Here is an 11,273-nt window from a genome sequence, read left to right as displayed (position 1 = left end):
TAATTTCTAACAGCTAAACTAATCAAATGTTGGTATTCAAACTTTCTCAGGCTTGTTTTTTGATGCGAAAGCCAAAATTTTAGCGATCGAAGCAGCTGACGGCTCTAAGTTGAGTTGATCAAGCGCATCTTTAGCAGATTTGAGCGCTGAGTATTCTTCTTTTAGCATAGGATCCGCTGCAATAGCTTCTTCGCAGGCAGCAGCCTCACTTGCGGGCAAGTCATCATAGAGAAGGCGAAGGATTTCATTTGGGGTAGAAGTTATGGTCATAGGCGATACTGGTGTGTGTTATTTTTTTTCTAAGATTGATCAAAGCATAACGCATCCTTCCGAGCGCGGTATTGATGCTGACGCCAGTTTGATCTGCGATCTCCTGAAAACTCATATCCATGTAGTGTCTCATGATGAGCACTTGTTTCTGAGTCTCTGGTAGGTCATCGATCAATTGTCTGAGTTTTTCATGCGTCTCATTTTTGATCTGCACGCTTTCGTAGCTTTCTTCTGAAAACTCGACTTTGTCAAACAAACTGGATCCATCCTCAAGAACGATGGTAGGATACCTTTTATTTTTTCTGAAATGATCAATTGCTAAATTATGTGCGATGCGCATGAGCCAAGGCTGAAATTTACCCTCCTCATTGTATCGGTCTGACCTTACAGTTTTGATGACTTTGATAAAGACTTCTTGAATCAAGTCCTCCGCCACATCTTTATCTTTGACGATCAAATAAACCGAAGTAAAAACCTTTGCCTTGTACTTGTTGACTATAAGCGCAAATGCCTCTTCATTACCTTTTCTAAACTGTGATATCAACTCGCTATCACTTGGTTTGTACTTATTCATAAAATCACTAATGGTTAACGTAGAGGTTTATATCATATTGTCGCTTTATGGTTGTAGAATTATTGATAGATTCAAAAGTATAGAATTGGATTTTAGGAAGCAATGCAAAAAGTCGAAAAAATACACAATAAATATGTTTTTTAAGTTTTTTAACATTAAACCAAACGATATTTTGAGAAGTATAAAAATAATGTTTGGATAGCAAAACCTTTCCTCATATCAAAACCTATACCAAATCAGCGCTCTGTATAGGAATGTGATCATTAATATCGAAAAGGGGTGTTGAAGAGGCCTAGAGGAACTTAATTTTTTTTATCTACTCAAGAGCAGGGCTTTTATCAACAAATTGCGAAAAGAGGGGTTGCTATTGTATCTTTGTAGCTATGTCAAATATGAAAGTAAAGGAGACCACAGCGATCGATGAACTCGATCCTAAGGAATACATCATCATCAAAAATGCACGTGTCAACAACCTCAAAAGTCTGAGTGTCGCCATCCCACGCAATAAGCTGGTAGTGGTCACGGGACTTTCAGGCTCGGGTAAGTCTTCTTTGGCTTTTGATACGCTCTTTGCAGAGGGACAGCGGATGTATGTGGAGAGTCTCAACTCCTACGCTAGACAGTTTCTCGGCAGGATGGAAAAACCTGATGTGGAATACATCAAAGGAGTATCTCCAGCCATAGCCATCCAGCAAAAGGTCAATACTAGAAACCCACGCTCTACGGTAGGCACTACTACGGAGGTATATGATTACTTAAAGCTACTCTTTGCTCGGATAGGAAGAACCTACTCTCCGATATCTGGTGAGGAAGTGAAGCATGATACGGTCACAGATGTGGTGAACTTCATCAATAGTCACGAAGAAGGGACGAAGGTGATGATCACCTGTCCACTGAAGCTCAAGGATGGCAGAAGCGTGAGAAAAGAGATCGAGGTGCTTTTGCAAAAAGGTTTTACTAGAATACTGGTCGATCAAGAGGTACAGTTCATCGAAGAGCTGCTCAGTACCAAAGAGACACCAAAAGGCAATATAGAGATCCTAATAGACCGCGCGAGTGTAAGACCAGATGATGAGGACAATCAATACCGAATAGCAGACTCTGTACAGACGGCTTTTTTTGAGGGAGAAGGCTACTGTACAGTAGAAATCCCAGGGGTTGAGAGAAAGTCATTTTCAGATAAATTTGAACTAGACGGGATTAGTTTTGAGATTCCAACAGCCAATTTTTTCAGTTTCAACAACCCATACGGAGCTTGCAAAACTTGTGAAGGCTTTGGTTCAGTACTAGGCATAGATGAAGACTTAGTCATCCCAGATAAATCACTCTCGGTCTATGAAGGAGCTATAGCACCTTGGAAAGGAGAGAGCAGCTCTAGATGGCTACAGCCACTGCTCAAAAGTGGGATAGAATTTGGTTTTCCTATCCACAGACCTTACGAAGAGCTAGATGAAGCGCATAAGCAAGTGCTCTGGTCTGGTAATCAATACTTCAAAGGCTTAGATGAGTTCTTCAACTACCTAGAAAGCAAAGCGCATAAAATCCAATATCGTGTGATGCTCTCTCGCTACAGAGGTCGCACGGTCTGTCCTGACTGTAGAGGAACAAGGCTGCGCAAAGATGCCGCTTATGTGAAGATCCAAGGCACTTCCATCTCTGATATCGTCTTGATGTCAGTAGAGCAAGCCCTGTCTTTCTTCAATAACTTATCATTGAGTCAGCATGATCAGAAAGTAGCGGATAGACTGCTCAAGGAGATAGTTTACCGATTGACTTTTTTGGATAAAGTCGGACTCGGGTACTTATCGCTCAATAGATTGACTTCCACGCTTTCCGGGGGTGAGTTTCAGCGAATCAAGCTTGCTACCTCACTGGGAAGTGCGCTCGTAGGCTCTATGTATATCCTCGATGAGCCAAGTATCGGGCTACATCCGAGAGATACAGATCGACTCGTGAGTGTACTCCAAGATCTCAGAGATATGGGCAATACAGTAGTAGTAGTAGAACATGAGGAAAAAGTGATGCGCTCAGCTGATCAGATCATTGATATCGGACCTGAAGCAGGAGCACATGGAGGAGAGCTGGTCTTCCAAGGCACACTTGATCAGCTACTTAATGCAAATAATACCTACACGGCCAAGTACCTCTCAGGAGCGGAAAAGATTACAGACAAGTTTAAGCCTAGAAAATGGCGCGATAAAATCGTCCTCAAAGGAGCTCGTGAGCATAACCTCAAAAGCCTTACGGTAAGTTTTCCGCTAAACACTATGACGGTAGTGACAGGTGTAAGTGGCTCTGGAAAGTCTACCTTGATCAAGCAAGTACTCTATCCAGCATTAGGCAAAACGATAGGCACTGTATTCGAGACATCAGGCAAATATGATAAGCTAGAGGGAGACTTCAAGAAGATCACCCAAGTGGAGTTTGTAGATCAAAATCCTATCGGTAAATCTTCACGCTCCAATCCAGTGACTTACGTGAAGGCCTATGATGCCATCAGAAACCTATTTTCAGAACAGCCTACGGCTAAGCAACGAAACTATAAGCCAGCCTTCTTTTCCTTCAACGTAGACGGAGGTCGCTGTGAGACTTGCCAAGGAGAAGGGACACAAAAGATAGAAATGCAGTTCATGGCGGATATCTTCTTGACTTGTGAGGGCTGTAAAGGGAAGCGTTTCAAGCAAGAAATCTTAGATATCAAGTACAAAGACAAAGACATTGCAGAGGTATTAGACATGACCATTGATGAAGCGCTAGAATTTTTTGCAGATCAGCGCGCTGTGACTAATAAGCTGCAGCCACTCCAAGATGTAGGCTTGGGCTATATCCGACTGGGGCAGTCTTCCAACTCACTGAGTGGAGGGGAAGCACAACGTGTGAAACTTGCCTCTTTCCTTAGCAAAGGTGGTTCTAAGTCAGATGACCACATTTTATTTATATTTGATGAGCCGACCACAGGCTTGCATTTTCATGATATCAAAAAGCTCCTCTACTCGATGAATGCCCTGATCGATCAAGGTAATTCAGTCATCGTCATTGAGCATAATACGGAAGTCATCCGCTCAGCTGACTGGGTCATAGACCTCGGTCCAGAAGGAGGAGAGCGTGGAGGCAATTTGGCCTTTGAAGGAACGCCAGAGGAGATGATGAAACTAGAAAATAACTATACGGCCAAGTACTTGAGAGAATTGGATCATAAATAATACAAGAATGAAAAGTCGTTTTTTGGTAGGTCTATTGATAGGATTACTACTCGCTTGTGGACAAGCGGAGAATAAAGTAGAACAGCCAACTTGGGAAATTTTTAAAACGGGTACCTCTGCTAGTCTAAGAGGACTCTCTGTAGTAGATGATCAAGTGGTCTGGGCTAGTGGATCTAAAGGCACTTGGCTACGCAGTATAGATGGGGGGAAAACATGGCAGCAAGGCATCATCGCAGGGATGGATTCGGTGGATTTCAGAGACATAGAGGCATTCAGTGATCAGGTTGCTATCGCTATGAGTGCGGGTCAGCCAGCAGTCATCTACAAGACGACAGATGGTGGACAAACTTGGGATTTGAAGTTTCAAGAGACTGACAGTACAGCTTTTTTTGATGGCTTAGACTTTTGGGATGTAGAGAAAGGCCTACTCATGGGAGATCCTGTAGGAGGTCAGTGGTACATACTCAAGACCACTGATGCGGGAGAGACTTGGACACGACTAGCCAATGCTCCAGTGGCTATGGAAGGTGAAGCAGCCTTTGCGGCAAGTGGCACAAGCATAGTGACGCATGAGATGGACAAAGCCTACATCGGTACAGGTGGTGCTGTATCCAGATTGCTTTTCACAGAAGATGGAGGAGAGAGCTGGAAAGCCATGAATAGTCCCATCAAACAAGGATTAGCGAGCCAAGGGATCTTTGCTCTGGCAGTAGATAGCAAAGCGATCTATGCCGTAGGAGGAGACTATGCCGCTCCCGAAGATACTATTCAAAATGCAGTGACGACTTTTGATCAGGGCTTGCAGTGGAGAATTACTGTCAATTATCCCCCAAAAGGCTATCGATCAGGACTTGCGCTAAGAGAAGATCCTGCGCTATGGGTTTGCGTAGGAACTACAGGCAGCGATTATTCTTACGATGGACTAGCTTGGATACCTTTTTCAGAAGAGGGCTTTCATACAGTGAAGCGCGCTAAAGGAGGCAGTAGCTTTTGGGCTTCAGGAAACAATGGGAAAGTTGCTAGACTTCTAACACCTTAAAAAATAATCCCCAATGGCTGCCATTGGGGATTTCTATTTTTAGCTTATTTGACCAAGCCTTTGCGCTTAAGGACAGATTCTACAAACTTACGTTCATTATCTGTAGCAAATACCTTGTAAGGCAAGTGAATAAATTGTGCTTTGGACATCTTTAGGATAAAGGCATCTTTGACCACTTGTGCCCCTTTGATCATATCCCAAGTCACAGGCATGCCCTGCTTGCTATTGAGTTTAATGAGGATTTGTCGGCTGTCTATTTCGTAAGCCAATTTCTCAAAGAGCATCTTGTTCTGATCGAGCTGTGTGACACCCACGAACTGTATCACCCAAAACAATACATAAAGTACAAGGGCGATCGTAGAACCGATAAACCACCACCAAGAAGGAGCTAAGAAATAGCCAGCGTTGAGGGCTAAGTAAATGAGAATCACCCACCACTGTTCTTTGACGATATTGGTCATCCCTATTTTGATATAGGTTTTATTTTCGAGCTTGTATTTTCTAGTTTTTACGATCATGGTGCTTCATTATTTCGAGCGCAAATATCCAACAGATTCGCTTAAAAATAAAATCTTGAGGCAAATTAGAACAATCTGCGTGTACTTTTTCTTGTATTAGAGGGTCGGCACATTGACTTTATGCGCTGATTATATGTAACTTAGTAAAAAACACGCCTATGACTTCCCTCGTGATTGACCTGATCCTGTGCGGCTTGACTTATGTGATGCTGATCTACTTTATGACGACCATCGGCCGCAAAAGATGGATGGGCAGAGGCGGAGACTCCAATGGTGGAGATGGCGGTATCAGCATAGAAAGTCCTCCGCATATCGATCTGCCACCAGGAGTAACTTGGCCTGATGGCAGTGGTGGGACGCCCTTTATTCCTAAAAATGATCCTATAGAGATAAAATAACCTGCTGATAAGGGCAGGTTTTTTTGTGGAGGGTATTTTTTTTACAGATTATTTTTAGCTTTAGGTATTATCCCGAATTTGACTTCTAGCGTGAAAAATAACCATACGACAAATTTTTTGAATGCCCTTTTTCCGATATCAGAAGCACTGAGTGTATTTCTGACGCAAAACATGACGGCAAAGACTTATGCCAAAGGTGAGATCGTACTCAAGCAGGGGCAGCAGTGTCAAAATCTTTTCTTCATCAAATCAGGGCTGATGCGAGGATATTTCCTGTCTGGCAAAAAGGAAGTGACCACTTGGATCAGCTGTGAAAATGAGCTGGTGACATCTATTTCGGGCTTTTTCAACCAATCAGCTGCGAAGGAAACCATCCAAGCCCTAGAACCTACTCAGGTAGAGTGTCTCAGCTATGAGGTGATGCACGAAGCGCTAGAGGGCTATCCAGAATTTGCTAAGATCAATCGCCAACTACTGGAGCAATATTACCTGATGGCTGAGGAGCGCGCGCTACTCGCTCGCATACCCAATGCTTCCGAGCGCTTAAAGTACTTTGCTCAGTCGCCCTTTGCGCACTTGCTCGCCAGAGTGCCTTACAAATACCTCGCTTCCCTACTCGCCATCCGCCCAGAGACCTTCAGCCGACTGCTCCAGCAGGTGTAGATTTATCTATTTGAGATAAGCGCATGCGCTAAGAGCTTACCGTTTCCCATTCTCAAAATTTCACTGAGTTGTTAGAAAATTGTATTCCTTTCATTATCTTGTTTTGAAAGAAAGATACACGCACAATACATTCGCTTATACAACTAATAGTAGATAGCTAAGCGAAAGTCTGTAGCGGGTATATACAAGTTATAGGGCATAGTATGACGACACAGACAACTGACATAAAAAGAGAATTTAAGACACCATTGGGAGTTGTTCGTTGCGGACTTATCTGTAACCGACAAGACAATGTTATTGAGACAAAGAAATACGAAAACGGCAGTTCGGAAATTTTTAAAACGGACGGACACAACATTGAAATCGTTTCATTTAAAATAAGAGTTCCACTTTATAATGGGGAGACCTTGACTGACAGTTTCGGCTGGATTTTTAGGATTGAGAAAACGGCTGACATTGACGAGAAACTAGAAACCTATTGCTTGCTTGACAATATCTATGGCGAAATAACTTTTGACACAGCGACAGGAGAGCATTTGGACGCAATACAAGCCGACAGTAACGAGTGGACATTGCACATTGGGACAGAAGACGGAGAAATTTTAAATTCAAGAGCAGAAAATGACGACTGGTTTCCACCAAGACTTAAAAACAAAGTAGATTTCTATCAGTCAATAACAGAAATGAAACAGAACGGATTTGTGACAAAAATTCCCGAACTAAAACAGGGAGAAAAAATTCACATTCAGTATTTGACAGCATACGACAAGAGAGATGAACAAAAAGTAAACACTTGGCTTGCGGTGGACGAGTTTAAAAGAAAATTAGAAAACTGGATTGGTATATGGTAACAAAAACTACGCCCTATAACACGGGTTTTGCGTCAGGCGGGGTGACGTGCAAACTTGGAGCTTTGTGCTTCTATCTTAGTTTCTTCTTGGTTAATGGTGAAGTGCTCCGAAATCGCCACAAGCCATATGCAAAACGTTGTAGCTAATTAAATTATACCCGAGCGGGTATATTTTATACTGAATCGCATATTTCTATACCCGATTGGGTATATTTTCCGTTTTATCCCTATATTTATACCCGAAAGGGTATAAAGTTATTATGGAAAAGCTAAGCCAATTTGTAAAAGAAAGACGTAAAAAACTCGGATTAACACAGGAAGACCTATCGTTTAAAGCAGGCGTTGGACTACGATTTGTGCGCGACTTAGAACAAGGAAAGAAATCATTAATGATTGATAAGGTCAATCAGGTCTTATCATTATTTGGCCACGAACTTGGACCTATACCAACAGATAGAAATGAAGACCGCTAAAGTTTACATGCATAACAAACTGGCCGGAAAATTAACGGAAGATGAAGATGGCTATCATTTTCAATACGAAAAATCATATCTGGACCAACTGAACTCAGAAGCAATAAGCGTGACGTTTCCACTTACAAGTGATCGATATGAAAGTAAAATGCTATTCCCGTTTTTTGATGGTTTAATTCCAGAAGGATGGTTATTAGATATCGCACAAAAAAACTGGAAACTAGATCCACGGGATAGGATGAGTATATTACTAAAAACTTGTCATGATTGCATAGGGGCAGTATCAATACAACCACAGGAAGAAGATGGAGAATAAATGTCTTTATTGCTATAAAGAAATAGGTTTAGAAGAATTAACTACTGAGGCAGGCATAAAAGGTTATCATCAAAAATGCAGTAAGAAATTCTTTGGTAAAATTAATCCTCCAGAATTGAATTTTACAGAAGACCAAATCCTAGAGTTAGCTGAACAAGTAATCAAAAGTAAAAAAACGGTTACAGGTGTTCAACCTAAACTATCCCTTGGACTATTGGAAAATTCATCAGAACCTGAGCGATTTACAATTGTAGGTCTTTGGGGTGAATATATTTTAAAGCCCCAAACAAAAACATACTCAAGTTTACCAGAAATCGAAGATTTGACAATGCACTTGGCTGAAGTCAGTAAATTAAAAACCGTAGAGCATTCACTTATCAGACTGAAATCTGGAGAGTTAGCTTATATAACAAAAAGAATCGACCGGGAAAAAGGAAACAAGCTTCATATGGAGGACATGTGCCAAATAACTGAACGAATGACGGAGCACAAGTACAAAGGCTCGTATGAGCAAATAGCAAAGGCCATAAAAAAGCATGCCACAAATCCAGGTTTGGATGTTACGGATTTCTTTGAATTAGTGCTATTTAGTTTTTTAACCGGAAACAACGATATGCACCTTAAAAATTTCTCTTTACTGAAAAGGAATTCAGAATATGGCCTATGCCCTGCTTATGATCTAGTTGCCACAGAATTAGTAGTCGAAGGAGATGATGAAGATCTTGCTTTGAACTTAAATGGGAAGAAAAAAGAGATCAAAAAGAAAGATTTTGAAATTGCCATGAAGGGTGCTGGTTTGGACTCAAAGGTTATAGACAACATATTCAAAAAGTATAAAAAACTAATTCCGAAATGGAACAAATTCATTGAAAGTAGTTTCTTAAATGATTCAATGAAAGAAGAATACAAATCACTTCTTGATAATAAAGCAGCACAGATAGAACTTTAAAACTAGCTACAATAAGACCTAAACTGCATTAAAACGCAGTTTAGCCAAACTATTGTAGCCCAATTTGAAAATGAATATGCTAGAAGACAGAATAGAGAACTATCGCTTTGAAAAAAACATAAAGTTTTTCAAATGGGGTGCGATAATTACACTATTACTGGCAGTTTTCAAAGTTGCATTTACCCCAGACATCTTGGATGGTGGAGGTAAAATGGCTGACTTCCTACTGACTCTTATTCCTATAGGACTGTTTTTCCAATATCGAAGTGCAGCAAAAAAATGGGGTGGGCAATTTATTGAATGGAAAGAAAATGAAATCTCTTTTAAATCGAGAAAGTATAACCTCACGACTATCCATTTGAGCAATATTGAATCCATTGATATTCGACTGGACGTAATTGAAATAAGGACGTCTGAACAAAAACTTGATATCAACATCGAAGACTACACTAAGTATGAGGACAGAATTCGGGTAAAAGATAATTTTAAAAAAATAAAAGAAAAACTGGGCACATCATCACCTACCCAAAAGTGGCCGTTCAGTAGTTAAATCAAGCTTTGTGCTTGATTAATCCTGTATATGCGGATCTTCAATAATAGATTTTTAAAAACAAAGGTATGGATAAAGCAACGCAAACAATGATAGACAACCTGCATAAAAATACAGGTAAGTCTTTAGAACAATGGGTTGAAATCGTAAAATCTCAAAAATTTACTAAACACGGAGAAATGGTAAAATTTCTCAAAGAACAATACGAGTTCACACACGGATTTGCAAATCTTGTTGCACACAAAGTAAACGAATCCGATGCAGGTTCAGCAAAAAATCAAAATGAATTGATAATAAACCAGTATCAAGGGAAAGAACATTTTAAACCCATTTACGAGAAACTAATTTCCGAAATACAGTCTTTTGGGGAAGACTTTGAAATCGCACCGAAAAATTCCTATGTGAGTGTGAGACGGAAAAAACAATTTGCGACTTTGAATCCAGCAACAAAGACACGTTTTGAAATTGGAATTAATCTTAAAGGACAAGAGCCACAAGGGAAACTAGAACCCGAAAAACCAAATGCAATGTGTTCTCATAAGATAATCCTTACTGATATTAAAGACATTGACAAAGAAGTGATTGAATGGATGAGGAAGGCTTATGACAATGCAGGATGAAGTAACCTCTACCGCTAACAGCACCTACAAGAAATTGGCGGTTCAGTGCTAAACCAAACTTTCCTCAAATTTTCACAACTTTTAGAGAGAATCTCTCGTAGTTCATATAGTCATTTCAACGGAAGTGTACCTCTGATTTTATGAAACTTTGACTTCAGCCTCACATTGTCAAACGCAAGCGGACAGTGAATTTTTACCACGAGGCAAAAGGGTGTTTTTTTTAAGAGCAACACCAATGCAACTCCAAAGGAACACCAACTCATCTCCAATCCAACACCAATTCAACTCCAAGTCTTCCCTGAGTTATCCTGCATGTATAGGTAAGTTTTAGGTAGTTTTTAGCCGTCCTGTACTTAGGGCTTACCCGTAAAGTACTCATTGAGTACCGCCCGACCATTACATAATTACCTGTTTGATCCCCTACAGCAACCAGAGAACCCGCTTACAAGAACTCCTCAATCATCCTCCTAGCACCCAATCAGCACCGCCAACAAACCCTACGCAATAGTGACACACAAATCCACCTAAATAGCTGGTAGAAAATATGCAATTAATTGTATATCAATAATTTATGAAATTATAATGATCGCTCACCTGCACCACCCCACATAGAGACGACCTATCAGGGCGTCTCTTTTCATTTTAGGTATCCTATAGATGCTAACTCATACCATTTTTAATTCCATGCCTGTTTTGTCCTACCAACTGCAACATTTTATTTCTTGCAGTATGATGGATAGCGTCCTTGCGAGGGCTTGACCCGAAGCAATCCAGAAGCTTACTGACTGGATGGCTTCGCTTGTGGCTCGCCCCTGCCTGCCACTTTTGGTAGGATGACAAAGGAAGGTTT

Annotated in this window: 13 protein-coding genes; 10 read left to right on the top strand and 3 right to left on the bottom strand. The window is 40.9% G+C overall.

Annotated elements, in window-relative coordinates:
* Positions 1–36 precede the first annotated feature (36 nt).
* Both I5349_RS05335 and I5349_RS05330 read right to left on the bottom strand, forming a co-directional pair.
* Positions 37–270, bottom strand: a complete 234-nt coding sequence (locus I5349_RS05335; RefSeq protein ID WP_226389709.1) for a hypothetical protein — start codon at positions 268–270, stop codon at positions 37–39.
* Positions 245–844 carry an RNA polymerase sigma factor gene (locus I5349_RS05330; protein WP_226389708.1) on the bottom strand — a complete coding sequence of 200 codons (600 nt, stop codon included), beginning with the start codon at positions 842–844 and terminating at the stop codon, positions 245–247. The genes I5349_RS05335 and I5349_RS05330 overlap by 26 nt, the downstream gene beginning before the upstream one ends.
* Positions 845–1,227: 383 nt before the next feature.
* Between I5349_RS05330 and uvrA the strand changes: the two genes are divergently transcribed.
* Together uvrA and I5349_RS05320 are read left to right on the top strand one after the other, a co-directional pair.
* Positions 1,228–4,047, top strand: a complete 2,820-nt coding sequence (gene uvrA / locus I5349_RS05325; protein ID WP_438865890.1) for an excinuclease ABC subunit UvrA — start codon at positions 1,228–1,230, stop codon at positions 4,045–4,047.
* Between the two features lie 7 nt (positions 4,048–4,054).
* Complete coding sequence (locus I5349_RS05320) at positions 4,055–5,086, top strand: WD40/YVTN/BNR-like repeat-containing protein (RefSeq protein WP_226389706.1); 1,032 nt, start codon at positions 4,055–4,057, stop codon at positions 5,084–5,086.
* Positions 5,087–5,130: 44 nt separating this feature from the next.
* Here I5349_RS05320 and I5349_RS05315 read toward each other — a convergent pair whose 3' ends face one another.
* Positions 5,131–5,604 carry a YcxB family protein gene (locus I5349_RS05315; protein ID WP_226389705.1) on the bottom strand — a complete coding sequence of 158 codons (474 nt, stop codon included), beginning with the start codon at positions 5,602–5,604 and terminating at the stop codon, positions 5,131–5,133.
* Between the two features lie 158 nt (positions 5,605–5,762).
* Here I5349_RS05315 and I5349_RS05310 point away from each other — a divergent pair, with 158 nt between their 5' ends.
* The 8 genes from I5349_RS05310 to I5349_RS05275 all read left to right on the top strand — a co-directional run bounded on the left by I5349_RS05310 (position 5,763) and on the right by I5349_RS05275 (position 10,423).
* On the top strand, positions 5,763–6,002 hold the full coding sequence (locus I5349_RS05310) for a hypothetical protein (protein ID WP_226389704.1): 240 nt from the start codon (positions 5,763–5,765) through the stop codon (positions 6,000–6,002).
* A 171-nt stretch (positions 6,003–6,173) separates the two neighbouring features.
* On the top strand, positions 6,174–6,665 hold the full coding sequence (locus tag I5349_RS05305; RefSeq protein ID WP_226389703.1) for a Crp/Fnr family transcriptional regulator: 492 nt from the start codon (positions 6,174–6,176) through the stop codon (positions 6,663–6,665).
* A gap of 203 nt (positions 6,666–6,868) precedes the next feature.
* Positions 6,869–7,516 carry a hypothetical protein gene (locus tag I5349_RS05300; protein WP_226389702.1) on the top strand — a complete coding sequence of 216 codons (648 nt, stop codon included), beginning with the start codon at positions 6,869–6,871 and terminating at the stop codon, positions 7,514–7,516.
* Positions 7,517–7,775: 259 nt separating this feature from the next.
* Positions 7,776–7,988 carry a helix-turn-helix transcriptional regulator gene (locus tag I5349_RS05295; protein WP_226389701.1) on the top strand — a complete coding sequence of 71 codons (213 nt, stop codon included), beginning with the start codon at positions 7,776–7,778 and terminating at the stop codon, positions 7,986–7,988.
* A 7-nt stretch (positions 7,989–7,995) separates the two neighbouring features.
* Positions 7,996–8,304, top strand: a complete 309-nt coding sequence (locus I5349_RS05290) for a HipA N-terminal domain-containing protein (RefSeq protein ID WP_262895365.1) — start codon at positions 7,996–7,998, stop codon at positions 8,302–8,304.
* Positions 8,294–9,253 (top strand): HipA domain-containing protein, encoded by a 960-nt coding sequence (locus I5349_RS05285; RefSeq protein ID WP_226389699.1) that lies wholly within the window; start codon positions 8,294–8,296, stop codon positions 9,251–9,253. Before I5349_RS05290 ends, I5349_RS05285 begins: the two co-directional genes overlap by 11 nt.
* A gap of 76 nt (positions 9,254–9,329) precedes the next feature.
* Complete coding sequence (locus I5349_RS05280) at positions 9,330–9,803, top strand: hypothetical protein (protein WP_226389698.1); 474 nt, start codon at positions 9,330–9,332, stop codon at positions 9,801–9,803.
* Positions 9,804–9,871: 68 nt separating this feature from the next.
* Positions 9,872–10,423, top strand: coding sequence for a DUF4287 domain-containing protein (locus I5349_RS05275; RefSeq protein WP_226389697.1), 552 nt, complete (start codon positions 9,872–9,874; stop codon positions 10,421–10,423).
* Positions 10,424–11,273 lie beyond the last annotated feature (850 nt).

The organism is Penaeicola halotolerans, from assembly GCF_016464625.1.
Classification (GTDB): Bacteria; Bacteroidota; Bacteroidia; order Cytophagales; family Cyclobacteriaceae; genus Penaeicola; species Penaeicola halotolerans.
Note: the sequence above shows the minus strand (reverse complement) of the source record. Positions and strands in the feature narration are given on the sequence as shown.

What these genes read in the sequence shown, in the direction of transcription:
- I5349_RS05275 (WP_226389697.1), top strand. Translation starts at nt 9,872, where the DNA reads ATGGATAAAGCAACGCAAACAATGATAGACAACCTGCATAAAAATACA.
- I5349_RS05310 (WP_226389704.1), top strand. Translation starts at nt 5,763, where the DNA reads ATGACTTCCCTCGTGATTGACCTGATCCTGTGCGGCTTGACTTATGTG.
- I5349_RS05315 (WP_226389705.1), bottom strand. Translation starts at nt 5,604, where the DNA reads ATGATCGTAAAAACTAGAAAATACAAGCTCGAAAATAAAACCTATATC.
- I5349_RS05295 (WP_226389701.1), top strand. Translation starts at nt 7,776, where the DNA reads ATGGAAAAGCTAAGCCAATTTGTAAAAGAAAGACGTAAAAAACTCGGA.
- I5349_RS05280 (WP_226389698.1), top strand. Translation starts at nt 9,330, where the DNA reads ATGCTAGAAGACAGAATAGAGAACTATCGCTTTGAAAAAAACATAAAG.
- uvrA (WP_438865890.1), top strand. Translation starts at nt 1,228, where the DNA reads ATGTCAAATATGAAAGTAAAGGAGACCACAGCGATCGATGAACTCGAT.
- I5349_RS05335 (WP_226389709.1), bottom strand. Translation starts at nt 270, where the DNA reads ATGACCATAACTTCTACCCCAAATGAAATCCTTCGCCTTCTCTATGAT.
- I5349_RS05300 (WP_226389702.1), top strand. Translation starts at nt 6,869, where the DNA reads ATGACGACACAGACAACTGACATAAAAAGAGAATTTAAGACACCATTG.
- I5349_RS05290 (WP_262895365.1), top strand. Translation starts at nt 7,996, where the DNA reads ATGCATAACAAACTGGCCGGAAAATTAACGGAAGATGAAGATGGCTAT.
- I5349_RS05305 (WP_226389703.1), top strand. Translation starts at nt 6,174, where the DNA reads ATGACGGCAAAGACTTATGCCAAAGGTGAGATCGTACTCAAGCAGGGG.
- I5349_RS05320 (WP_226389706.1), top strand. Translation starts at nt 4,055, where the DNA reads ATGAAAAGTCGTTTTTTGGTAGGTCTATTGATAGGATTACTACTCGCT.
- I5349_RS05285 (WP_226389699.1), top strand. Translation starts at nt 8,294, where the DNA reads ATGGAGAATAAATGTCTTTATTGCTATAAAGAAATAGGTTTAGAAGAA.
- I5349_RS05330 (WP_226389708.1), bottom strand. Translation starts at nt 844, where the DNA reads ATGAATAAGTACAAACCAAGTGATAGCGAGTTGATATCACAGTTTAGA.